We start from the raw sequence: 20,147 nt of genomic DNA on the forward strand, positions 1-20,147 counted from the left end.
AGCGGCATGCGCGCGCCGCAGGCGAATCAGCCTGCGGCGAGTTGCCCACGCTTGCGCACGATCAACATCGCGATTTCCAGCGCCTGCTCGTAGTTCAGGCGCGGATCCACGGTACTGCGGTAGGCGCGCTCGAGGTCGCGCTCGGTGAGCTCGCGCGCGCCGCCCAGGCATTCGGTCACGTCCTCGCCAGTCAGCTCAAGGTGCACGCCGCCCAGGCGCAGGCCGGCCGCCGCATGCGCATCGAACGCCTGTTCCAGCTCGCTGCGGATGTTGTGGAAACGGCGGGTCTTGTAACCGTTGGTCGTGCTCTCGGTATTGCCGTGCATCGGATCGCAGATCCACAGCACGCGCTTGCCTTCGCGTTTCACCGCAGCAAGCAACGGCGGCAATTTTTCGGCGATATGCGCCGCGCCCATGCGGTGGATCAGGGTCAGGCGACCGGTCTCGTTGTCCGGGTTGAGCGCATCGATGGTCTTCAGCAACTGATCCGGCGTCACCGACGGGCCGATCTTCAGGCCGATCGGATTGCGGATGCCACGGAAGTATTCGACGTGCGCGCCATCCAGCTGCGCGGTGCGCATGCCGATCCACGGGAAATGCGTGCTGAGGTTGAACCAACCCCAGTTGCGCGGCACTTCGCGAGTTTGCCCTTCCTCGTATGGCAGCAGCAACGCTTCGTGCGAGGTGTAGAAATCGACGCGGTTGAGGTTGTGCAGCTCGTTGCCGGACAACGTTTCCATGAAGCGCACGGCATCGCCGATGCCGTCGACCATGCGCCGGTATTCATCGGCCAGCGGCGAATGGCCGACCCAGCTCAGGTTCCAGTATTCGGGGTGGTGCAGGTCGGCGAAGCCGCCATCGATCAGCGAACGCACGAAGTTCATCGTCATCGCCGAACGCGCATGCGCCTTGATCATCCGCCGCGGATCGGGAATGCGTGCTTCGGCGGTGAACTCCGGGCCGTTGACGATATCGCCACGGTAACTCGGCAGCGACACCCCACCGCGCTCTTCGGTATCGGTCGAACGCGGCTTGGCGTACTGGCCGGCGAAACGGCCGATGCGCACCACCGGCAGGCGCAGCCCGTGCACCAGCACCAGGCTCATCTGCAGCAGCACCTTCAGGCGATTGGAGATCACCTCCGAGGTGCAGCCATCGAACGTCTCCGCGCAATCGCCGCCCTGCAGGATGAAGCGCTTGCCTTCTTGCGCCTCGGCGATTTGCTTCTTCAACGCCAGGATTTCCCACGACGTCACCAGGGGCGGCAACGCGTGCAACTCGCGCAGCGCTCCGTCCAATGCAGCCGCGTCGGGATAGGTCGGCATCTGCAAAGCAGGACGCTGGCGCCAGCTGGACGGCGACCAATCGGCGGGGAGATTCACGGCGATAGCGTTGGACATGGCGACTTCAACTTCGATGCTGTGCGTTGCTGCATTGCATCATCGCGCTGCGCCCACGTCGCTGCAACAGTTACCTGTGGAACAGATGCTTCTCGCGTCGTTTCCATCCGGCATGAAGCGCCCACAGCCCCAGTGCAACGAACCAGAGCAGGCACCACATCGGCATGGTCAGGCCGAGGAATTTCCAGTCGATGTTGCTGCAATCGCCGGTGGCCAGCAGCACCTGCCGCGCCGCGCCGAGCCAGGAATGTTGTTCGACGATGAAGTTCAGCCCGGGGCCGCAGCTGGGCAATTCCGGCGGATAGAGCTGCACCCAGGCATGGCGGCCGGCGTAACTCGCGCCGAAACCGGCGGCAAGCAGCGCCAGCAGCGACCACGCCTTGCGTGTACTCGCATCGCGCGGCGCATGCAGGCCACCGATCAGGAACACGAGACCGAGCGCGGCGAAGCAGATGCGCTGGAAGACGCAAAACGGGCACGGTTGGATGCCGAGATGGAGCTGCACGTAGAAGAACGCATAGCTCAGCAGCGCGGCACAGGCGACGAATCCAAGCAGGAATTGACTGCGGAACGACCAGCGAAACGGATTCATGCGCCTGCCATGCGTGGGGATTGACCGATTATCGTTCAGATAGCCAAAAACGAAAAACCCCGGAAGTCCCGGGGTCTTTCGGTACAGCGCTGGCGCCGTGGATTATTCGGCGGTCTGCGGGCGGTCCACCAGCTCGACATACGCCATCGGCGCGTTGTCGCCGGCGCGGAAGCCGCACTTCAGGATGCGCAGGTACCCGCCCGGACGCTGTGCGTAGCGCGGGCCCAGCACGGTGAACAGGGTGCCCACGGCCTCCTTGTCACGCAGACGCGCGAACGCAAGGCGGCGGTTGGCAACGCCATCGACCTTGGCCAGGGTGATCAGCGGCTCGGCGACGCGGCGCAGTTCCTTGGCCTTCGGCAGGGTGGTGCGAATCAGCTCGCTCTTGAACAGCGAAGCGGCCATGTTGGAGAACATCGCGCTGCGATGCGCGCTGGTGCGGCTGAACTTGCGGCCGGATTTCTGGTGACGCATGGGAAAGATTCCTTACGAATGAATGTTGTGTCGTTGGATATCGCTGTCGCCATCCTGGCGTGTGCTCAGTGTTCCGGGCGGGTGGACTGCGGGTGGTCCGTGCCGGCGTCCCTTGCCGGTCATGCCGCGAACGTTTCGTTCGTCGGCGGGTGTTGCGATGAATCGTTCAACTTGAAATCGGAGCGGAAGCCGCGGCTGCGCCGCGTTTGCACCCCTGCCCTCGCGCACAGCGCTCGGGCGTTCGCTCGCGCAGGCGATGCCGGATGGCATCGCCTGTACACGCTCGCTTACCCAAGCATGCCGTGGGCCGAGATGCCGGCCGGCGGCCAGTTCTCGAGCTTCATGCCAAGCGACAGGCCACGCTGGGCCAGCACTTCCTTGATCTCGGTGAGCGACTTCTTGCCCAGGTTCGGGGTCTTGAGCAGCTCCACTTCGGTCTTCTGGATCAGATCGCCGATGTAGTAGATGCTCTCCGCCTTCAGGCAGTTGGCCGAACGCACGGTCAATTCCAGGTCGTCGATCGGGCGCAGCAGCACCGGATCAACGCCGCTGGCGACCGGCTTCGCCGCACCGCGATCGCGGTGGGTGAAATCGCCGAACACCGACAGCTGGTCGCTGAGGATGTCGGCTGCGGTGCGCACGGCTTCCTCGGCGTCGATGGTGCCGTTGGTTTCGATATCCAGCACCAGCTTGTCGAGGTCGGTGCGCTGTTCGACGCGCGCGGCTTCCACCGCGTATGCGACGCGGCGGACCGGCGAGAACGAGGCGTCCAGCATCAGCTTGCCGATCGTGCGGGTTTCTTCATCCGGACGGCGGCGCGCGGCGGCCGGCTGGTAGCCGAAACCGCGGCTGATGGTGAGGCGCATGTTCAGCGCCACGTCCTTGGTCAGGCTGGCGATCACGTGGTCGGGGTTCAGCACCTCGACGTTGTGGCTGGTCTTGATGTCGCCGGCGGTGACGATGCCCGGGCCCTGCTTCTTCAGTTCCAGGGTGTCGCTATCGCCGCTGTGCATGCGGATGGCGACGTCCTTCAGGTTCAGCAGGACTTCGAGCACGTCCTCCTGCAGGCCTTCGACCGTGGTGTACTCGTGCAGCACGCCATCGATCTCGACTTCGGTGATCGCGAAGCCGGGGATCGAGGACAGCAGCACGCGACGCAGGGCGTTGCCGAGGGTGTGGCCGTAGCCGCGTTCCAGCGGTTCGATCACGACCTTGGCGCGGTTGTCGGCGATGCGCTCGATCTGCGGGCCGCGGGGGCGCAGCACTTGGGTTGCGGTAACCGTCATTCGTGATGTCTCCTGAAGCACCCGGTTCATGACGCCGGGTGCGTGACGCAAAGAAAATTACTTCGAGTACAGCTCGACGATCAGCGCTTCGTTGATGTCGCTGGGCAGATCGGCGCGGTCCGGCACGGCCTTGAACACGCCGGCGAACTTGTTGGCATCGACCTCGACCCACGACGGGGACAGGTCCATCTGCTGGGCGACGGTCAGCGATTCCTTGACGCGGAGCTGGCGCGCGGCCTTCTCCGACAGGGTGATCGCGTCGCCGGCCTTGACCGCGTACGACGGCAGGTTCACCGACTTGCCGTTCACGGTGATGCCGCGGTGCGACACCAGCTGGCGCGCGGCCGGGCGAGTGACGGCGAAGCCCATGCGGTAGACGACGTTGTCCAGGCGGGTTTCCAGCATCTGCAGAAGGTTCTCGCCGGTGTTGCCCTTCTTGGTGGCGGCCTTCTTGTAGTAGTTGCGGAACTGGCGCTCCAGCAGGCCGTAGATGCGCTTGACCTTCTGCTTCTCGCGCAGCTGGGTGGCGTAGTCGGACAGCTTGCCCTTGCGCACGTTGGCGCCGTGCTGGCCGGGCTTCTGCTCGAGCTTGCACTTGGAATCGAGCGCGCGCGCCGGCGACTTCAGACCGAGGTCTGCGCCTTCGCGGCGGGCGAGCTTACAGGTGGGACCGATATAACGAGCCATTTTCTAATGCTCCCCGGCGTCAGACGCGACGCTTCTTCGGCGGACGGCACCCGTTGTGCGGGATTGGCGTCACGTCGATGATGTTGATGATCTTGTAGCCCACGTTGTTCAGCGAACGCACGGCCGACTCGCGTCCCGGGCCCGGGCCCTTGATGCGCACTTCCAGCGACTTCACGCCGTAATCGAGCGCGGCCTTGCCGGCCTTCTCGGCGGCGACCTGCGCGGCGAACGGGGTCGACTTGCGCGAACCGCGGAAACCCGCGCCGCCCGAAGTGGCCCACGACAGCGCATTGCCCTGGCGATCGGTGATGGTGATGATGGTGTTGTTGAACGAAGCGTGGACGTGGGCGATGCCGTCGGTGACGACGCGCTTGATCTTCTTCTTGGTCTTGGTTGCTGCTGGCTTGGCCATGATTTATTCCTTACTTCCTGATGGCCTTGCGCGGACCCTTGCGGGTACGTGCATTGGTACGGGTGCGCTGGCCACGCAGCGGCAGGCCGCGACGGTGGCGCAGGCCGCGGTAGCAGGCCAGGTCCATCAGGCGCTTGATCGCCATGCCGATCTCGCGACGCAGGTCGCCTTCGACGACGAACTTGCCGACTTCGGCGCGCAGGCGCTCGACGTCCGGCTCGGACAGGTCGCGGATCTTGGTCGACGAATTCACGCCGGCCGATTCGCAGACCTGCTTGGAACGGGTACGGCCAATGCCGTAGATGCTTTGCAGCCCGACCCAGACATGCTTCTGGGCAGGCAGGTTGACGCCCGCAATACGCGCCATAAGGCGATCTCCGATAACGAAAGGCACCGGATTTGGCAATCCGGCGCGGTGAACATGAAATTATAACCCGATTCCGATGATTCAGGAAGCCCCGGCCCCGAAAGCCCGTTGCCCGGCATGGGGAGTGTGCCCATGCTCCGGCGATGGTGCCGAACTGGCAGCCCCGGATGGCTTCCTTTTGGGAAAGCTGGCCGGCCTGCCCGCGCGCTACTCCGGCGCGCGGATCGGTTCGGTACCACCCACGCCCGGAATCGCTGCGTGAGTCGCCCATTGTGCCGACCGGGGCGCGATGCCCGGCTCGGCGGTTGTTCCATTCTTCCAGCGAATTGAAATCCGCGGGAATCAGCGGCCTCGCGAGCCGCCTTTCAAATTCGCTTTCTTCAGCAGGCTCTCGTACTGGTGCGACATCAGATGCGCCTGGATCTGCGCGATGAAGTCCATCACCACCACCACCACGATCAGCAGTGAGGTACCGCCGAAGTAGAACGAGGTGCCCAGCTCGGTGCGCATCACTTCCGGCAACAGGCAGACCAGTACCAGATACAGCGAACCGGCCAGGGTCAACCGGGTCAGCACGCCATCGATGTAGTCGGCGGTGGCCTTGCCCGGCCGGATGCCCGGAATCAGCGCGCCCGACTTCTTCAGATTGTCCGCAGTTTCCTGGGAGTTGAACACCAACGCCGTGTAGAAGAACGCAAAGCCGATGATCAACGCAGCCAGCAGGATCATGTGCAGCGGCTCGCCCGGTGACAGCATCTGGCTGAACTTCTGCAACCAAGCGGTCGCCGGGCTACCGGACTGGCCGAACCAGGTCGAGGCGGTGGCCGGGAACATGATGATCGACGAGGCGAAGATCGGCGGGATCACGCCCGACATGTTGAGCTTGAGCGGCAGGAACGAACTCTGGTTCATGTACGCGCCGCGGCCACCCTGGCGACGCGCGTAGTTCACGGTGATGCGGCGCTGGCCGCGTTCCATGAACACCACGAACCAGGTGAACGCCAGCACGATGGCTAGGATGAAGAACACCGTGATCCACTGCATGTCGCCACTGTTGGCCTGCTGCAGGGTGTTGATCACCGCACCGGGCAGGCCTGCGACGATGCCGGCGAAGATGATCAGCGAAACACCATTGCCGATGCCGCGCTCGGTCACCTGCTCGCCCAGCCACATCAGGAACATCGTGCCGGCGGTCAGCGAAACCACCGCGGTCATCACGAAGCCCGGGCCCGGGTTGTAGACGACCGGAATGCCACCGCTGGCACCCTGGCCCTGCAGTGCGATGGCGATGCCTGCGGCCTGGAAGACCGCCAGGAACACCGCGCCATAACGCGAGTACTGGGTGATCTTGCGGCGGCCGGATTCGCCTTCCTTGGACATCGCCTTCCAGCTGGGCAGGATCTGGGTCATCAGCTGGACCACGATCGAGGCCGAGATGTACGGCACCACGTTCAGCGCAAACAGACTGAAACGCGACAAGGCGCCACCGGAGAACATGTTGAACATGTCCACGATGGTGCCCTTCTGCGCTTCCATCAGCTGCAGCATCGCCTGCGGGTTGACGCCCGGCACCGGGATGAAACAGCCGATGCGGTAGACGATCAACGCCCCGAGGACGAACAGCAGGCGCGAACGAAGTTCGGTGAACTTGCCCGCACCCGCCAGACCCGACAAAGCACTCGCGTTACGCGACATTCGCCGGTTACTCCGCCAGCTTGCCGCCGGCGGCTTCAATCGCAGCCTTGGCGCCAGCGGTCGCAGCGATGCCCTTCAGGGTGTAGGCCTTGGTGACTTCGCCCTTGACCACGATCTTGGCGCGCTTGGCGGTGCTCGGCACCAGCTTGGCGGCACGCAGGGCGGCGAAGTCGATTTCGCCGGCCGGCAGCGTGTCCAGCTTGTACAGCAGCACTTCGGCGGTGTCGTTGGCCAGCTTCGAACGGAAGCCGATCTTCGGCAGGCGACGCTGCATGGGCATCTGGCCGCCTTCGAAACCGGCCTTGATCTTGCCCTTGCCGGCGCGCGCGAACGAACCCTTGTGGCCGCGGCCGCAGGTCTTGCCTAGGCCGGAACCGATGCCGCGACCGACGCGCTTCGGCGCCTGGCGAGCGCCCTCGGCGGGGCTCAGAGTATTCATTTTCATGGGATTAGTCCTCGACCTTGACCAGGTAGTGGAGCTGGTTGATCAGGCCGCGCACTTGCGGGCTGTCCTTCAGCGTACGGACGCTATTGAGCTTGCCCAGGCCCAACGCCTTCACCGACAGGCGGTGACGGGACTGGGTGCCGCGCAGGCCCTTGACCAGGCGCACGGTGACCGTGCCGGATTCATTCTTAGCCATGGACGATGTCCTCCACCTTCTTGCCGCGCTTGGCCGCGATCTTGGCCGGCGAATGCACCGACTCCAGGCCACGGATCGTGGCGCGCACCAGGTTGATCGGGTTGCGCGAACCGGTGGCCTTCGCCAACACGTTCTTTACGCCCACCGCTTCCAGCACGGCGCGCATCGCGCCACCGGCGATCACGCCAGTACCCTCGGAAGCCGGCTTCATGAAGACGCTGGCTGCACCGTGGTTGGCCTTGATCTGGTGGAACAAGGTGCCGTTGTTGAGGTCGACGGTGCTCATGCCCTTGCGAGCCTGCTCCATCGACTTCTGGATGGCGACCGGCACTTCGCGCGCCTTGCCATAGCCCATGCCGATGCGGCCGGCGCCGTCGCCCACCACCGTCAGCGCGGTGAAGGTGAACTGGCGACCGCCCTTGACCGTCTTGCTGACGCGGTTGACCGCGATCAGCTTCTCGATCATGCCGTCATCGACTTTTTCCTCGCGGGGACCACGATCGCGGCCGCGGGATTCGCGTTGTTCTGCCATTTTCGATATCTCTTGAATTGAAGGAATTTGCGGCGTTGCCGCTTGTAGTTGTGGGTTACCGCGGATGTTCCGCCATGGCCGCAACCGGCACTGGCGTCCGATGCACCTTGCATCGGCAAGCAATCAATCCGTTCGATGGAATGGGGCCGAAACCCCATGCCATCAAGGCTTAGAACTGCAAGCCGCCTTCGCGCGCGGCATCGGCCAGCGCCTTGATGCGGCCGTGGTAGCGGTAGCCCGAGCGGTCGAACGCGACCTTCTCGATGCCCGCGGCCTTGGCGCGCTCGGCGATCACCTGGCCCACCTTGGCGGCGGCTTCGGCGTTCTTGCCATTCTTCAGGCCGGACATCACGTCGGCCTGCACGGTGGAGGCCGAAGCCAGCACCTTGGCGCCATCGGCGGTGAACAGTTGGGCGTACAGGTGCTGGCCCGTGCGCAGCACGGTCAGGCGCGGCACGCCGAGATTGCGGATGTGCGCGCGGGTGGACTTGGCGCGGCGCAGGCGGGCGGTGTTCTTGATGCTCATGATCTGGTTCCTCGAAGCTGAAGGCGCGTGCATCCCTTGCGGGATTACGCCTTCTTGGCTTCCTTGCGGATGATGACTTCGCCGGCGTACTTCACACCCTTGCCCTTGTAGGGCTCCGGCGGGCGGTAGCCACGGATCTTGGCGGCGACTTCGCCGACGCGCTGCTTGTCGGCACCGGCGACCACGATCTCGGTCTGGGTCGGGGTGCTGATGGTGATGCCTTCCGGCGCCGGGAACAGGATCGGATGCGAGAACCCGAGCGACAGGTTCAGGTCCTTGCCCTGCATGGCAGCACGGTAGCCGACGCCGACCAGCTCGAGCTTGCGCTCGAAGCCTTCAGACACGCCCTTCACCATGTTGGCGACGATGGCGCGCAGGGTGCCGGTCAGCGGCACCAGCGAGGCGTCGTTGGCGGACAGCAGCGCATTGCCGTCTTCGATCTTGACTTCGATACCGGCCGGCTTCGGCACGCTCAGGGTGCCCTTCGGGCCCTTCACGCTGATCGAATCCGCCTGGACGTTGAGCTCGACACCCTTGGCAAGGGCAACCGGCTTCTTGGCAACTCGGGACATGGTCGTTACTCCCTTAAGCCACGATGCACAGGACTTCACCGCCGACGCCCTGCTGGCGCGCCTGCGTGTCGGTCATGATGCCCTTGGAGGTGGAAATGATGGCGACGCCCAGGCCGTTGAGGACCTTCGGCAGCGCGTCCTTGCCGCGGTAGTTGCGCAGGCCCGAGCGCGACACGCGCTTCAGGGTCTCGATCACCGGCTTGCCCTCGTAGTACTTCAGGGCGATTTCGAGTTCGGCCTTGGCGCCGAGCTGGGTGACGCGCGCGTCGGCGATGTAGCCCTCGCCCTTGAGGACGTTGGCGATCGCGACCTTGGTCTTGGAGGACGGCATCTTCACCGTCTGCTTGCCAACCGCTGCCGCATTCTTGATGCGGACCAGCATGTCGGCGATGGGATCAGTCATGCTCATGGATGGTTCCTGATGAGTGCACCGATATCCGCTTTCGCGAAAATCTGTCTTTGGTTGTGGACGCCCGCGGACGAACCGCACGACGCTTGTCTCGGCCGAAGGCCCGCATCGCTGCGGGCCCCGGTCTATCCTGCCGATTCAAGGCGGGAAGCCGCCTAGTATGACAGGGTTTTCGTTTACCAGCTAGCCTTGCGCAGGCCCGGGACGTCGCCGTTCATCGTCGCCTTGCGCAGCGCGTTGCGGCCCAGGCCGAACTTGCTGTACACGGCGCGCGGACGACCGGTCAGGACGCAACGCGTGGTCTGGCGGCTCGGCGAGGAATCGCGCGGCAGCTTCTGCAGCTTGACCGCCGCGTCCATCTTCTCCTCGTAGGACGCGTCCTGGCTGGAGATGATCTTCTTCAGCGCGTCGCGCTTGGCGCCGTGCTGCTTGGCAAGCTTGGCGCGCTTGGCCTCGCGGTTCACCATCGAAGTCTTGGCCATATGTCTTGCCTCAGTTGCGGAACGGGAAGCGGAAGGCCTCGAGCAGGGCCTTGGCCTCGGCATCGGTCTTCGCGGTGGTGGTGATGGCGATGTCCATGCCGCGCATCGCGTCGACGGCGTCGAAATCGATCTCCGGGAAGATGATCTGTTCCTTCACGCCCATGTTGTAGTTGCCACGGCCGTCGAACGAACGACCCGACACGCCGCGGAAGTCACGCACGCGCGGCAGCGAGATGTTGATCAGGCGGTCCAGGAACTCGTACATCTTGGCGCGGCGCAGGGTCACCTTGGCGCCGATCGGCCAGCCGTCGCGGATCTTGAACGAAGCCACCGAGACGCGCGACTTGGTGACCTGCGGCTTCTGGCCGGAGATCTTGGCCATGTCGGCCACCGCGTTCTCGAGGATCTTCTTGTTGGTCGCCGCCTCGCCCACGCCCATGTTCAGGGTGATCTTGGTCAGCTTCGGCACTTCCATCGGATTGGTGTAGCCGAACTGCTTCATCAGCTTCGGCACCACTTCGTCCTTGTAGAACTTTTCCAGACGGGTATTCATGGTCAGATCGCCTCACCGTTGGAGCGGAACACGCGCAGGCGCTTTCCATTCTCCAGGATCTTGGTGGCAACGCGTTCGCCCTTGCCCGTCGCCGGGTTGAGCAGCATCACGTTGGAAATGTGGATCGACGCCTCGCGCTCGATCAGCCCGCCGGACTGGCCGGCCTGCGGATTCGGCTTGGTGGCGCGCTTGACCAGGTTCAGGTTGGAGACGTACACGCGCTCGCCATCGATGCGCAGCACTTCGCCGGTCTGACCCTTGATCTTCTTGTTGCCGGTGGTGACCACGACCTGGTCACCCTTCTTGATACGGTTCATGTCTTAGTCCTCTCCGCTCACAGCACTTCGGGGGCGAGCGAGACGATCTTCATGAACTTCTCGGAGCGCAGTTCGCGCGTCACCGGCCCGAAGATGCGGGTGCCGATCGGTTCATGCTTGTTGTTCAACAGGACAGCGGCGTTGCCGTCGAAGCGGATCAACGAACCGTCGGCGCGACGCACACCCTTGCGGGTACGCACCACGACGGCGTCGTAGACGTCGCCCTTCTTCACCTTGCCGCGCGGGATCGCGTCTTTCACCGACACCTTGATGATGTCGCCGATGCCGGCGTAACGGCGCTTGGAGCCGCCGAGCACCTTGATGCACATCAGCTCCTTGGCACCGGAGTTGTCCGCAACGTCGAGAAAGCTCTGCATCTGGATCATGGCTGTCTCTCCTTACTCGGCCGCACGCGCGATGATTTCCACCACGCGCCAGTTCTTGGTCTTGGACATCGGCGCGCACTCGGCGATGCGCACGACATCGCCTTCGTTGCAGGCGTTGTCGGCGTCATGCGCGTGGAGCTTGGTCGAGCGACGCAGGTACTTGCCGTACAGCGCGTGCTTGACCTGGCGCTCGACGAGCACGGTGACGGTCTTGTCCATCTTGTTGCTGACGACGCGGCCATCGACCGTGTGCAGCTTCTTGGTTTGTTCAGTCATTTCGGCTGTCCCTTACTTCTTCGCACCGAGCAGCGTGTTGACGCGAGCGATCTCGCGGCGCACGCGGCGGGCTTCGTGGGTCTTGGCGAGCTGACCAGTGGCCTTCTGCATGCGCAGCGCAAAGCGCTCCTTCTGCAGTTCGACCAGGTGGGCCTGGAGCTCGTCCGCCGACTTCTGACGCAGTTGCTTGAGTTCCATCAGCGCACCGTCCGGGTCACGAAAGTGGTGGTGACCGAGAGCTTGGCGGCGGCCAGGCGGAACGCTTCGCGTGCCGTGGTTTCGTCGACGCCCTCGATTTCATAGATCATGCGGCCGGGCTGGATCTGCGCGACCCAGTACTCCACGTTGCCCTTGCCGGAGCCCATGCGGACTTCGATCGGCTTCTTGGTGATCGGCTTGTCGGGGAACACGCGGATCCACATCTTGCCGCCACGCTTCACGTAACGGCTGATGGAACGACGCGCGGCCTCGATCTGGCGCGCGGTCAACTGGCCGTGCGCGGTCGCCTTCAGGCCGAACTCGCCGAAGCTGACGGCATTGCCGCTCCAGCTCAGGCCTTCGTTCCGGCCCTTGTGCTGCTTGCGATATTTGGTTCGCTTGGGTTGCAACATGACTTAGTCCCTCGCTTCACGGTCGCGGCGCGGGCCGCGCGGACGTTCGCGGTCGCCACGATCATTGCGATCGTTGCGCGGCGTGTCGTCCTGCTTTTCCTGGCCAACCTGGGAGAAATCGAAGATCTCGCCCTTGTAGACCCACACCTTGATGCCGATGATCCCGTACGTGGTCTTCGCTTCGGCAAAGCCGTAGTCGATGTCCGCACGCAGGGTGTGCAACGGCACGCGGCCTTCGCGGTACCACTCCGAACGAGCGATTTCCGCACCGTTCAAGCGGCCACCGACGTTGACCTTGATGCCCAGCGCGCCGAGGCGCATCGCGTTGCCGACCGCACGCTTCATCGCGCGGCGGAACATGATGCGACGCTCCAGCTGCTGCGCGATCGACTCGGCGACCAGCTGCGCGTCAAGCTCCGGCTTGCGCACTTCCGTGACGTTGATGTGCGCCGGGACGCCCATCACATCGCTCACTTCCTTGCGCAGCTTCTCGATGTCCTCACCACGCTTGCCGATCACCACGCCCGGGCGGGCGGTGTGGATCGTCACGCGGGCGTTGTTGGCCGGACGCTCGATCAGGATCTTGCTGATGCCCGCGGCGGCCAGCTTCTTGCGCAGCACCTCACGGACCTTGAGGTCGGCGGCGAGGAAGTCTGCGAAGTGCTTCTTGCCGGCGAACCACTTGGAATTCCAGTCCTTGGAAATGCCCAGGCGGATGCCGATCGGATTGACTTTATGACCCATGATTACTTGCCCTCGCCCACGATCACGGTGATATGGCTGGTGCGCTTGGTGATGCGCGTGCCACGACCCTTCGCACGCGCCATGAAGCGCTTCAGCGAGGGACCTTCATCGACCATGATGGTCTTGACCTTGAGTGCATCGACGTCGGCGCCGTTGTTGTTCTCGGCATTGGCGATGGCGGACTCCACGACCTTGCGGATCATGGCGGCGGCCTTCTTGTCCGAGAACTTCAACAGGTTGACGGCGCGTTCGGCAGACAGGCCACGCACCTGGTCGGCGACCAGGCGAACCTTCTGGGCGGAGATGCGCGCGCTGCGCAGGATTGCTTTCGCTTCCATGGTCATCTCCTTACTTGCCCGACTTCTTGTCGCCGCCGTGACCCTTGAAGGTACGGGTCAGGGCGAATTCGCCAAGCTTGTGGCCAACCATGTTCTCGTTGACCAGCACCGGGATGTGGTTCTTGCCATTGTGGATGGCGATGGTGAAACCGATCATTTCCGGCAACACGGTCGAACGACGCGACCAGGTCTTGATCGGCTTCTTGCTGCTGCCCGCGGTCTCCACCTTCTTCTGCAGGTGGTGATCGATGAACGGGCCTTTCTTGAGTGAACGTGCCATTGCCGATTAGCTCCTGCGGTCGCGCACGATGAACTGCTGCGTGCGCTTGTTCTTGCGGGTCTTGTAACCCTTGGTCGGCACGCCCCACGGGGTGACCGGATGCGGATTACCCTGGCCAGCCTTGGCCTCACCACCGCCGTGCGGGTGGTCGACCGGGTTCATGGCGGCACCGCGGACGGTCGGCTTGACGCCGCGCCACCGCTTGGCACCAGCCTTGCCCAGCTTCTCGAGGTTGTGCTCGTCGTTGCCGACTTCGCCGATGGTGGCGCGGCAGTCGGCCGGCACCTTGCGCATCTCGCCCGAACGCAGGCGCAGCATCGCGTAGATGCCTTCGCGCGCGACCAGCTGGACGCCGGCACCGGCGGCACGCGCGATCTGCGCACCCTTGCCCGGCTTCATCTCGATGCAGTGCACGGTGGAACCGACCGGGATGTTGCGCAGCGGCAGGGTGTTGCCCGCCTTGATCGGCGCATCACGGCCCGCGATCACCTGGTCGCCGGCCTTCAGGCCCTTCGGCGCGATGATGTAGCGGCGCTCACCGTCGACATAGCACAGCAACGCGATGTGCGCGGTGCGGTTCGGGTCGTATTCAATGCGTTCGACGCGGGCGGGGATGCCTTCCTTGTCGCGCTTGAAGTCGATGATGCGGTAGTGCTGCTTGTGGCCACCACCGATATGACGGGTGGTGATGCGGCCGTGGTGGTTGCGGCCGCCGCTATTGCTCTGCTTTTCGACCAGCGCCGCATGCGGCGCGCCCTTGTGCAGGCCGGGCGTCACCACGCGGACCATCGAACGACGGCCGGGCGAGGTGGGTTTGAATGTCATCAATGCCATGGACTAGTTCCTCAGGCCGAGGCCGTCATCACGTCGATCGACTGGCCTTCGGCCAGCGTGACGTACGCCTTCTTCCAGTCGCTGCGGCGGCCCTGGCGATTCTTGAAGGCTTTGGCTTTGCCCTTCACGTTCACCACGTTCACTGCTTGGACCTTGACGTCGAAGATCTTTTCCACGGCAGCCTTCACATCGGCCTTGGTGGCGGTCTTCGCGATTTCAAAGACGTATTGGTTGGAGACTTCCTGCAGGCGCGCGGTCTTTTCCGACACGCGCGGCGCACGAATCACTTCGTAAACATTGGCGGTGCTCATGCCAGCCACTCCTCGATCTTCTTGACGGCATCGGAGGTGATGACGACGGTGTCGGCACCGACCAGCGCAACCGGGTCCAGGCCCTGCACGTCGCGGACCTGCACGTACGGCAGGTTGCGGGCGGACAGGTACACGTTCTCGGTCGCATCCTCGGTGACGATCAGCGGACGCCGACCGACGTTGAGGTCCTTCAACTTGGCAACCATGCCGTTGGTCTTCGGCGAATCCAGCTCGAAGCCTTCGACCACCAGCAAACGGTTCTGGCGGTTCAGCTCGGACAGGATCGCGGCGATGGCCGCACGGTACATCTTGCGGTTGACCTTCTGCGCGAAGCTGCGCGGCTTGGCCGCGAAGGTCACGCCACCGCCGACGAAGATCGGAGCCGTCAGCGCGCCATGACGCGCACCGCCGCCCTTCTGCTTCTTCGACTTCTTGGTGGTGCCATTGACTTCCGAACGGGTCTTCTGCGCCTTGGTACCGGCGCGACCGGCGTTGCGATAGGCAACGACCACCTGATGAACCAGGTCTTCGCTGAAATCGCGGCCGAACACGGCGTCGGACACCGACAGCGTCTTCCCGTTATTGATATTGAGTTCCATGATCAGACTCCCTTGCTCGTCGGGCGCACGATCACATCGCCACCCGGCGCACCCGGCACGGCACCGCGCACGGCGATCAGGCCGCGCTCGGCGTCGACCTTGACCACCTGCAGGTTCTGCGTGGTCTGGGTGACGGCACCCATGTGACCGGACATCTTCTTGCCCGGGAACACGCGACCCGGCGTCTGGCGCTGGCCGATGGAGCCCGGCGAGCGGTGCGACAGCGAGTTACCGTGGGTGGCATCACCCATGCGGAAGTTCCAGCGCTTGATCGTGCCCTGGAAGCCCTTGCCCTTGGTCACGCCCTGGACGTCGACGATCTGGCCTTCGCTGAAGATGTCGGCCTTGATCTCGCCGCCCACTTCATAGCCACCGATCTGGTCGGCTTCCACGCGCAGTTCCCACAGGCCGCGACCCGCTTCCACCTTGGCCTTGGCCAGGTGGCCGGTGGCCGGCTTGTTCAACAGCGAGGCGCGCTTCACGCCCGCGGTCACCTGCACGGCGGAGTAGCCGTCGGTTTCGACGGTCTTCACCTGGGTGATGCGGTTCGGGGTTGCCTCGATCAGGGTCACCGGGATGGACTTGCCATCTTCGGTGAACATGCGGCTCATGCCGGCCTTGCGACCGACGATGCCGAGCGAATACTTCTTCGCGCTCATCGTTAAGTCCTCAGGTCAGCTTGATCTGGACGTCGACGCCAGCCGCGAGTTCGAGCTTCATCAGCGCGTCCACGGTCTTGTCGTTGGGGTCGACGATGTCGAGCACGCGCTTGTGCGTGCGGGTTTCATACTGGTCGCGCGCGTCCTTGTCGACGTGCGGCGAGGTCAGGATGGTGTAACGCTCGATCTTGGTCGGCAGCGGGATCGGGCCGCGCACTTGCGCGCCGGTCCGCTTGGCCGTCTCGACGATCTCGCTGGCCGAACGGTCGATCAGACGATGATCGAACGCCTTCAGCCGGATGCGAATCTTCTGGTCCGCCATGGGAGGAATCCTTCGTATCTAAAGAGCGACAGGTGCGGCGGCTGGGTGCGCCGTACCCCGTGGAAACAACGGTGTTGCGATGGAGCGGATGAAACAAAAGGCGGGCCGGTTACCCGGTCCGCCAGCGTGGGAATCCATGAACGCGCCGAAAGGCCCCGCCGAAGTGCTCCGGAAATCTCCGGAACGGACGAGGCCTTGCCACGCGACATCTCCCTGTCTGGCGAACACGAGGCGCTTCCTGCACCTCTTTTCGCTGTTCGCGGAAACTCACATCCCCGCGAAGGTCTTGCATTCTAGCGGATTCAATCCAGCCAGCGCAAGCCCGAATCCACAATCTTTTTGCAATTCCCGGTAGAACCGGCGGCCGATTGCTCGGCCGCCGATAACTTCTTGAATTACTTGATGATCTTTGCCACGACGCCGGCGCCGACGGTACGGCCGCCTTCGCGGATCGCGAAACGCAGGCCTTCGTCCATCGCCACCGGGTTGATCAGGGAGACGACCATCTTGATGTTGTCGCCCGGCATGACCATTTCCACGCCTTCCGGCAGGGTCACCGCACCGGTGATGTCGGTCGTGCGGAAGTAGAACTGCGGACGGTAGCCCTTGAAGAACGGGGTGTGACGGCCGCCTTCGTCCTTCGACAGGACATAGACCTCGGCCTCGAACTCGGTGTGCGGGGTGATCGAACCCGGCTTGCACAGCACCTGGCCGCGCTCCACGTCGTCACGCTTGGTGCCGCGCAGCAGCAGACCCGCGTTGTCGCCCGCCTGGCCCTGGTCCAGCAGCTTGCGGAACATTTCCACGCCGGTCACGGTGGTCTTCTGGGTCGGGCGAATACCGACGATCTCGATTTCCTCGCCCACCTTGATCACGCCGCGCTCGATACGACCGGTCACCACGGTGCCGCGGCCCGAGATCGAGAACACGTCTTCCACCGGCATCAGGAACGGCTTGTCCACGTCGCGCTCCGGCTCCGGGATCCAGCTGTCCAGCGCTTCCACCAGCTTGATGATCGACGGCACGCCGATGTCCGACTGGTCGCCTTCCAGCGCCATGCGCGCCGAACCCGAGATGATCGGGGTGTCGTCGCCCGGGAACTCGTACTTGCTCAGCAGTTCGCGGACTTCCATCTCCACCAGCTCCAGCAGCTCGGCATCGTCCACCATGTCCGCCTTGTTCAGGTAGACCACGATGTACGGCACGCCGACCTGGCGGCTCAGCAGGATGTGTTCGCGGGTCTGCGGCATCGGGCCGTCAGCCGCCGAGCACACCAGGATCGCGCCGTCCATCTGCGCCGCACCCGTGATCATGTTCTTCACGTAGTCGGCGTGGCCCGGGCAATCCACGTGCGCGTAGTGGCGGTTCGGGGATTCATATTCCACGTGCGCCGTCGAGATCGTGATGCCGCGCGCCTTCTCTTCCGGCGCCGCGTCGATCGAACCGTAGTCCTTGAACTCGCCACCGAAACGCTCCGCGCCCACCTTCGTCAGCGCCGCCGTCAGCGTCGTCTTGCCGTGGTCCACGTGTCCAATCGTGCCCACGTTCACGTGGGGCTTGGTGCGCTCGAACTTACCCTTTGCCATTTTGATTCACCTTGCTTGTCGTGTGTGTTCGGCGGCACCCGTGGATGCCGCCGGAATGTTGGTTGATCAGGAGTTGATCAGCTGCCTAAATCAGGACTTCTTCATCACCGCGTCGGCGACGTTGCTCGGCGCTTCGGCGTAGTGGTCGAATTCCATGGTGAAGGTCGCGCGGCCCTGCGACATCGAACGCAGCGAGGTCGCGTAGCCGAACATCTCGCCCAGCGGCACCATCGCGTTGATGATCTTGCCGGACGGGCTGTCGTCCTGGCCCTGCAGCAGGCCGCGACGACGGCTGACGTCGCCCATCACGTCGCCGACGTAATCTTCCGGGGTCACGATCTCGACCTTCATGATCGGCTCCAGCAGGACCGGATCGGCCTTGCGGAAACCTTCCTTGAACGCCATCGACGCGGCGAGCTTGAACGCCATTTCCGACGAGTCGACGTCATGGTACGAACCGAACACCAGCTTGGCCTTGGTGTTCACCACCGGGAAGCCGGCCAGCGGACCGCTGGTGATGGTTTCGCGGATGCCCTTCTCCACCGCCGGGATGAATTCCTTCGGAATCACGCCACCGGTGATGTCGTTGATGAACAGGAAATCATCCTTGACGTCCGGATTCGCGCGATCTTCCGCGGTCATCGGCGACATCTCGATCACCACGTGGCCGTACTGACCCTTACCACCGGACTGCTTGGCGTGCTTGTAGTCCGACTTCACGTCCGACTTGCGGATGGTCTCGCGGTACGCCACCTGCGGCTTGCCGACGTTGGCCTCCACGTTGAACTCGCGCTTCATGCGGTCGACGATGATGTCCAGGTGCAGCTCGCCCATGCCGGCGATGATGGTCTGGCCGGATTCCTCGTCGGTACGCACGCGGAACGACGGATCTTCCTGCGCCAGGCGACCCAGCGCCATGCCCATCTTTTCCTGGTCGGACTTGGTCTTCGGTTCGACCGCCATCGAGATGACGGGCTCCGGGAACACCATGCGTTCCAGGGTGATGATGTGATCCTGCGCGCACAGGGTATCGCCGGTGGTGACGTCCTTCAGACCCACCGCCGCGGCGATGTCGCCCGCGCGCACTTCCTTGATCTCGTCGCGCTGGTTGGAGTGCATCTGCAGGATGCGGCCCACGCGCTCCTTCTTCGACTTGACCGGGTTGTACACCTGGTCGCCGGAGTTGAGCACGCCCGAGTACACGCGGAAGAAGGTCAGCGAACCCACGAACGGGTCGGTCATGATCTTGAACGCGAGCGCGGAGAACGGCGCCTTGTCGTCGGCCGTGCGGGTGTCTTCCTTCTCGTTCTCGTCGATGCCCTGCACCGGCGGACGGTCGATCGGCGACGGCAGCAGGTTGATCACGCCGTCGAGCATGGCCTGCACGCCCTTGTTCTTGAACGCCGAGCCGGCGAACACCGGCACGATTTCCACGCGCAGCGTGCGCAGGCGCAGGCCTTCGATGATCTCGGCTTCGGACAGCTCGCCCTCGTTGAGGTACTTGTCCATCAGCTCTTCGGTCGCTTCGGCGGCGGCTTCGATCATGAAGCTGCGCGCTTCCTCGGCCTTGGCCTGCAGGTTCGCCGGGATGTCGCGGTACTCGAACTGGGTGCCCTGCGAGGCGACATCCCAATGGATCGCCTTCATCTTCAGCAGGTCGACCACGCCTTCGAAACCGTCTTCAGCGCCGATCGGCACCTGCATCGGCACGGCGTACGCGCCCAGGCGCGCCTTCAGCTGCTCGACGACCTTGTCGAAGTTGGCACCGGTGCGGTCCATCTTGTTGACGAAGGCCATGCGCGGTACTTGGTACTTGTTGGCCTGGCGCCACACGGTCTCGGACTGCGGCTGCACGCCGCCGACGGCACACAGCACGAACACCGCGCCGTCGAGCACGCGCAGCGAACGCTCGACTTCGATGGTGAAGTCGACGTGGCCGGGGGTATCGATGATGTTGAAGCGGTGCTGCGGCAGCGACTTGTCCATGCCCGACCAGAACGCCGTGGTGGCGGCCGAGGTGATGGTGATGCCGCGCTCCTGCTCCTGCTCCATCCAGTCCATGGTGGCGGCACCGTCGTGCACTTCACCGATCTTGTGGCTGACGCCGGTGTAGAACAGGATGCGCTCGGACGTGGTGGTCTTGCCGGCATCGATGTGGGCCATGATGCCGAAGTTGCGGTAACGCTCGATGGGAGTGGTACGGGCCACGGTGATCTCTCGATGTGATTCCGTCGAAACGGAGTGTGGGAATCGCGC

The 20,147-nt window shown here is 63.9% G+C and carries 31 protein-coding genes; all 31 read right to left on the reverse strand.

The window, feature by feature from the left end; genetic code table 11:
• Nucleotides 1-26: 26 nt before the first annotated feature.
• Nucleotides 27-1,400, reverse strand: coding sequence for a 3-deoxy-7-phosphoheptulonate synthase class II (locus G7079_RS11160; RefSeq protein WP_166057379.1), 1,374 nt, complete (start codon nucleotides 1,398-1,400; stop codon nucleotides 27-29).
• A gap of 70 nt (nucleotides 1,401-1,470) precedes the next feature.
• Nucleotides 1,471-1,992 carry a disulfide bond formation protein B gene (locus G7079_RS11165; RefSeq protein ID WP_166057380.1) on the reverse strand — a complete coding sequence of 174 codons (522 nt, stop codon included), beginning with the start codon at nucleotides 1,990-1,992 and terminating at the stop codon, nucleotides 1,471-1,473.
• A gap of 102 nt (nucleotides 1,993-2,094) precedes the next feature.
• The gene (rplQ, locus tag G7079_RS11170) at nucleotides 2,095-2,466 is read right to left on the reverse strand and encodes a 50S ribosomal protein L17 (RefSeq protein ID WP_166057381.1); all 372 of its coding nucleotides are present in this window, start codon (nucleotides 2,464-2,466) and stop codon (nucleotides 2,095-2,097) included.
• A gap of 287 nt (nucleotides 2,467-2,753) precedes the next feature.
• Entirely contained in the window at nucleotides 2,754-3,752 is a 999-nt protein-coding gene (rpoA, locus tag G7079_RS11175) for a DNA-directed RNA polymerase subunit alpha (RefSeq protein ID WP_166057382.1), read from the reverse strand.
• A gap of 57 nt (nucleotides 3,753-3,809) precedes the next feature.
• On the reverse strand, nucleotides 3,810-4,439 hold the full coding sequence (rpsD, locus tag G7079_RS11180; RefSeq protein ID WP_166057383.1) for a 30S ribosomal protein S4: 630 nt from the start codon (nucleotides 4,437-4,439) through the stop codon (nucleotides 3,810-3,812).
• A gap of 19 nt (nucleotides 4,440-4,458) precedes the next feature.
• Nucleotides 4,459-4,851, reverse strand: coding sequence for a 30S ribosomal protein S11 (gene rpsK / locus G7079_RS11185; RefSeq protein ID WP_096297427.1), 393 nt, complete (start codon nucleotides 4,849-4,851; stop codon nucleotides 4,459-4,461).
• A gap of 10 nt (nucleotides 4,852-4,861) precedes the next feature.
• Entirely contained in the window at nucleotides 4,862-5,218 is a 357-nt protein-coding gene (gene rpsM, locus G7079_RS11190) for a 30S ribosomal protein S13 (RefSeq protein ID WP_166057384.1), read from the reverse strand.
• Nucleotides 5,219-5,560: 342 nt separating this feature from the next.
• Nucleotides 5,561-6,913 (reverse strand): preprotein translocase subunit SecY, encoded by a 1,353-nt coding sequence (gene secY, locus G7079_RS11195; RefSeq protein ID WP_166057385.1) that lies wholly within the window; start codon nucleotides 6,911-6,913, stop codon nucleotides 5,561-5,563.
• Nucleotides 6,914-6,920: 7 nt separating this feature from the next.
• Nucleotides 6,921-7,358, reverse strand: coding sequence for a 50S ribosomal protein L15 (gene rplO, locus G7079_RS11200; RefSeq protein ID WP_166057386.1), 438 nt, complete (start codon nucleotides 7,356-7,358; stop codon nucleotides 6,921-6,923).
• A 4-nt stretch (nucleotides 7,359-7,362) separates the two neighbouring features.
• On the reverse strand, nucleotides 7,363-7,554 hold the full coding sequence (rpmD, locus tag G7079_RS11205; protein ID WP_139715731.1) for a 50S ribosomal protein L30: 192 nt from the start codon (nucleotides 7,552-7,554) through the stop codon (nucleotides 7,363-7,365).
• Nucleotides 7,547-8,086, reverse strand: coding sequence for a 30S ribosomal protein S5 (gene rpsE / locus G7079_RS11210; RefSeq protein ID WP_166057387.1), 540 nt, complete (start codon nucleotides 8,084-8,086; stop codon nucleotides 7,547-7,549). Before rpsE ends, rpmD begins: the two co-directional genes overlap by 8 nt.
• Nucleotides 8,087-8,255: 169 nt before the next feature.
• Complete coding sequence (rplR, locus tag G7079_RS11215; RefSeq protein ID WP_166057388.1) at nucleotides 8,256-8,612, reverse strand: 50S ribosomal protein L18; 357 nt, start codon at nucleotides 8,610-8,612, stop codon at nucleotides 8,256-8,258.
• Between the two features lie 44 nt (nucleotides 8,613-8,656).
• Nucleotides 8,657-9,184, reverse strand: coding sequence for a 50S ribosomal protein L6 (gene rplF / locus G7079_RS11220; RefSeq protein ID WP_166057389.1), 528 nt, complete (start codon nucleotides 9,182-9,184; stop codon nucleotides 8,657-8,659).
• A gap of 13 nt (nucleotides 9,185-9,197) precedes the next feature.
• A complete protein-coding gene (gene rpsH / locus G7079_RS11225) occupies nucleotides 9,198-9,593 on the reverse strand; it encodes a 30S ribosomal protein S8 (RefSeq protein ID WP_166057390.1) in 396 nt (131 codons plus the stop codon).
• A 176-nt stretch (nucleotides 9,594-9,769) separates the two neighbouring features.
• Complete coding sequence (rpsN, locus tag G7079_RS11230; protein WP_166057391.1) at nucleotides 9,770-10,075, reverse strand: 30S ribosomal protein S14; 306 nt, start codon at nucleotides 10,073-10,075, stop codon at nucleotides 9,770-9,772.
• Between the two features lie 10 nt (nucleotides 10,076-10,085).
• Entirely contained in the window at nucleotides 10,086-10,628 is a 543-nt protein-coding gene (rplE, locus tag G7079_RS11235) for a 50S ribosomal protein L5 (RefSeq protein ID WP_139715737.1), read from the reverse strand.
• A gap of 2 nt (nucleotides 10,629-10,630) precedes the next feature.
• On the reverse strand, nucleotides 10,631-10,945 hold the full coding sequence (gene rplX, locus G7079_RS11240) for a 50S ribosomal protein L24 (RefSeq protein WP_166057392.1): 315 nt from the start codon (nucleotides 10,943-10,945) through the stop codon (nucleotides 10,631-10,633).
• 17 nt (nucleotides 10,946-10,962) lie between these two features.
• The gene (rplN, locus tag G7079_RS11245) at nucleotides 10,963-11,331 is read right to left on the reverse strand and encodes a 50S ribosomal protein L14 (protein ID WP_139715739.1); all 369 of its coding nucleotides are present in this window, start codon (nucleotides 11,329-11,331) and stop codon (nucleotides 10,963-10,965) included.
• Nucleotides 11,332-11,343: 12 nt separating this feature from the next.
• The gene (rpsQ, locus tag G7079_RS11250) at nucleotides 11,344-11,607 is read right to left on the reverse strand and encodes a 30S ribosomal protein S17 (RefSeq protein WP_166057393.1); all 264 of its coding nucleotides are present in this window, start codon (nucleotides 11,605-11,607) and stop codon (nucleotides 11,344-11,346) included.
• Nucleotides 11,608-11,619: 12 nt separating this feature from the next.
• Complete coding sequence (gene rpmC / locus G7079_RS11255; protein WP_139715741.1) at nucleotides 11,620-11,805, reverse strand: 50S ribosomal protein L29; 186 nt, start codon at nucleotides 11,803-11,805, stop codon at nucleotides 11,620-11,622.
• Entirely contained in the window at nucleotides 11,805-12,218 is a 414-nt protein-coding gene (rplP, locus tag G7079_RS11260; protein WP_166057394.1) for a 50S ribosomal protein L16, read from the reverse strand. Before rplP ends, rpmC begins: the two co-directional genes overlap by 1 nt.
• A gap of 3 nt (nucleotides 12,219-12,221) precedes the next feature.
• Nucleotides 12,222-12,962, reverse strand: a complete 741-nt coding sequence (gene rpsC, locus G7079_RS11265) for a 30S ribosomal protein S3 (protein ID WP_166057395.1) — start codon at nucleotides 12,960-12,962, stop codon at nucleotides 12,222-12,224.
• 2 nt (nucleotides 12,963-12,964) lie between these two features.
• Entirely contained in the window at nucleotides 12,965-13,300 is a 336-nt protein-coding gene (gene rplV, locus G7079_RS11270) for a 50S ribosomal protein L22 (protein WP_166057396.1), read from the reverse strand.
• 10 nt (nucleotides 13,301-13,310) lie between these two features.
• Nucleotides 13,311-13,580 carry a 30S ribosomal protein S19 gene (rpsS, locus tag G7079_RS11275; RefSeq protein WP_166057397.1) on the reverse strand — a complete coding sequence of 90 codons (270 nt, stop codon included), beginning with the start codon at nucleotides 13,578-13,580 and terminating at the stop codon, nucleotides 13,311-13,313.
• A gap of 6 nt (nucleotides 13,581-13,586) precedes the next feature.
• Entirely contained in the window at nucleotides 13,587-14,414 is an 828-nt protein-coding gene (gene rplB / locus G7079_RS11280) for a 50S ribosomal protein L2 (protein WP_166057398.1), read from the reverse strand.
• Nucleotides 14,415-14,425: 11 nt separating this feature from the next.
• Nucleotides 14,426-14,725 (reverse strand): 50S ribosomal protein L23, encoded by a 300-nt coding sequence (gene rplW, locus G7079_RS11285; RefSeq protein ID WP_166057399.1) that lies wholly within the window; start codon nucleotides 14,723-14,725, stop codon nucleotides 14,426-14,428.
• Nucleotides 14,722-15,324, reverse strand: a complete 603-nt coding sequence (rplD, locus tag G7079_RS11290) for a 50S ribosomal protein L4 (RefSeq protein WP_166057400.1) — start codon at nucleotides 15,322-15,324, stop codon at nucleotides 14,722-14,724. The genes rplW and rplD overlap by 4 nt, the downstream gene beginning before the upstream one ends.
• A 2-nt stretch (nucleotides 15,325-15,326) precedes the next feature.
• Nucleotides 15,327-15,983, reverse strand: a complete 657-nt coding sequence (gene rplC / locus G7079_RS11295) for a 50S ribosomal protein L3 (protein ID WP_166057401.1) — start codon at nucleotides 15,981-15,983, stop codon at nucleotides 15,327-15,329.
• Between the two features lie 10 nt (nucleotides 15,984-15,993).
• Complete coding sequence (gene rpsJ / locus G7079_RS11300; protein ID WP_024891232.1) at nucleotides 15,994-16,305, reverse strand: 30S ribosomal protein S10; 312 nt, start codon at nucleotides 16,303-16,305, stop codon at nucleotides 15,994-15,996.
• Nucleotides 16,306-16,700: 395 nt separating this feature from the next.
• The gene (tuf, locus tag G7079_RS11305) at nucleotides 16,701-17,891 is read right to left on the reverse strand and encodes an elongation factor Tu (RefSeq protein ID WP_166057402.1); all 1,191 of its coding nucleotides are present in this window, start codon (nucleotides 17,889-17,891) and stop codon (nucleotides 16,701-16,703) included.
• 90 nt (nucleotides 17,892-17,981) lie between these two features.
• Nucleotides 17,982-20,099 (reverse strand): elongation factor G, encoded by a 2,118-nt coding sequence (fusA, locus tag G7079_RS11310; RefSeq protein ID WP_166057403.1) that lies wholly within the window; start codon nucleotides 20,097-20,099, stop codon nucleotides 17,982-17,984.
• Between the last annotated feature and the right edge of the window lie 48 nt (nucleotides 20,100-20,147).

It is taken from the genome of Thermomonas sp. HDW16, from assembly GCF_011302915.1.
Classification (GTDB): Bacteria; Pseudomonadota; Gammaproteobacteria; order Xanthomonadales; family Xanthomonadaceae; genus Thermomonas.

What these genes read in the sequence shown, in the direction of transcription:
- G7079_RS11160 (WP_166057379.1), bottom strand. Translation starts at nt 1,400, where the DNA reads ATGTCCAACGCTATCGCCGTGAATCTCCCCGCCGATTGGTCGCCGTCC.
- G7079_RS11165 (WP_166057380.1), bottom strand. Translation starts at nt 1,992, where the DNA reads ATGAATCCGTTTCGCTGGTCGTTCCGCAGTCAATTCCTGCTTGGATTC.
- rplQ (WP_166057381.1), bottom strand. Translation starts at nt 2,466, where the DNA reads ATGCGTCACCAGAAATCCGGCCGCAAGTTCAGCCGCACCAGCGCGCAT.
- rpoA (WP_166057382.1), bottom strand. Translation starts at nt 3,752, where the DNA reads ATGACGGTTACCGCAACCCAAGTGCTGCGCCCCCGCGGCCCGCAGATC.
- rpsD (WP_166057383.1), bottom strand. Translation starts at nt 4,439, where the DNA reads ATGGCTCGTTATATCGGTCCCACCTGTAAGCTCGCCCGCCGCGAAGGC.
- rpsK (WP_096297427.1), bottom strand. Translation starts at nt 4,851, where the DNA reads ATGGCCAAGCCAGCAGCAACCAAGACCAAGAAGAAGATCAAGCGCGTC.
- rpsM (WP_166057384.1), bottom strand. Translation starts at nt 5,218, where the DNA reads ATGGCGCGTATTGCGGGCGTCAACCTGCCTGCCCAGAAGCATGTCTGG.
- secY (WP_166057385.1), bottom strand. Translation starts at nt 6,913, where the DNA reads ATGTCGCGTAACGCGAGTGCTTTGTCGGGTCTGGCGGGTGCGGGCAAG.
- rplO (WP_166057386.1), bottom strand. Translation starts at nt 7,358, where the DNA reads ATGAAAATGAATACTCTGAGCCCCGCCGAGGGCGCTCGCCAGGCGCCG.
- rpmD (WP_139715731.1), bottom strand. Translation starts at nt 7,554, where the DNA reads ATGGCTAAGAATGAATCCGGCACGGTCACCGTGCGCCTGGTCAAGGGC.
- rpsE (WP_166057387.1), bottom strand. Translation starts at nt 8,086, where the DNA reads ATGGCAGAACAACGCGAATCCCGCGGCCGCGATCGTGGTCCCCGCGAG.
- rplR (WP_166057388.1), bottom strand. Translation starts at nt 8,612, where the DNA reads ATGAGCATCAAGAACACCGCCCGCCTGCGCCGCGCCAAGTCCACCCGC.
- rplF (WP_166057389.1), bottom strand. Translation starts at nt 9,184, where the DNA reads ATGTCCCGAGTTGCCAAGAAGCCGGTTGCCCTTGCCAAGGGTGTCGAG.
- rpsH (WP_166057390.1), bottom strand. Translation starts at nt 9,593, where the DNA reads ATGAGCATGACTGATCCCATCGCCGACATGCTGGTCCGCATCAAGAAT.
- rpsN (WP_166057391.1), bottom strand. Translation starts at nt 10,075, where the DNA reads ATGGCCAAGACTTCGATGGTGAACCGCGAGGCCAAGCGCGCCAAGCTT.
- rplE (WP_139715737.1), bottom strand. Translation starts at nt 10,628, where the DNA reads ATGAATACCCGTCTGGAAAAGTTCTACAAGGACGAAGTGGTGCCGAAG.
- rplX (WP_166057392.1), bottom strand. Translation starts at nt 10,945, where the DNA reads ATGAACCGTATCAAGAAGGGTGACCAGGTCGTGGTCACCACCGGCAAC.
- rplN (WP_139715739.1), bottom strand. Translation starts at nt 11,331, where the DNA reads ATGATCCAGATGCAGAGCTTTCTCGACGTTGCGGACAACTCCGGTGCC.
- rpsQ (WP_166057393.1), bottom strand. Translation starts at nt 11,607, where the DNA reads ATGACTGAACAAACCAAGAAGCTGCACACGGTCGATGGCCGCGTCGTC.
- rpmC (WP_139715741.1), bottom strand. Translation starts at nt 11,805, where the DNA reads ATGGAACTCAAGCAACTGCGTCAGAAGTCGGCGGACGAGCTCCAGGCC.
- rplP (WP_166057394.1), bottom strand. Translation starts at nt 12,218, where the DNA reads ATGTTGCAACCCAAGCGAACCAAATATCGCAAGCAGCACAAGGGCCGG.
- rpsC (WP_166057395.1), bottom strand. Translation starts at nt 12,962, where the DNA reads ATGGGTCATAAAGTCAATCCGATCGGCATCCGCCTGGGCATTTCCAAG.
- rplV (WP_166057396.1), bottom strand. Translation starts at nt 13,300, where the DNA reads ATGGAAGCGAAAGCAATCCTGCGCAGCGCGCGCATCTCCGCCCAGAAG.
- rpsS (WP_166057397.1), bottom strand. Translation starts at nt 13,580, where the DNA reads ATGGCACGTTCACTCAAGAAAGGCCCGTTCATCGATCACCACCTGCAG.
- rplB (WP_166057398.1), bottom strand. Translation starts at nt 14,414, where the DNA reads ATGGCATTGATGACATTCAAACCCACCTCGCCCGGCCGTCGTTCGATG.
- rplW (WP_166057399.1), bottom strand. Translation starts at nt 14,725, where the DNA reads ATGAGCACCGCCAATGTTTACGAAGTGATTCGTGCGCCGCGCGTGTCG.
- rplD (WP_166057400.1), bottom strand. Translation starts at nt 15,324, where the DNA reads ATGGAACTCAATATCAATAACGGGAAGACGCTGTCGGTGTCCGACGCC.
- rplC (WP_166057401.1), bottom strand. Translation starts at nt 15,983, where the DNA reads ATGAGCGCGAAGAAGTATTCGCTCGGCATCGTCGGTCGCAAGGCCGGC.
- rpsJ (WP_024891232.1), bottom strand. Translation starts at nt 16,305, where the DNA reads ATGGCGGACCAGAAGATTCGCATCCGGCTGAAGGCGTTCGATCATCGT.
- tuf (WP_166057402.1), bottom strand. Translation starts at nt 17,891, where the DNA reads ATGGCAAAGGGTAAGTTCGAGCGCACCAAGCCCCACGTGAACGTGGGC.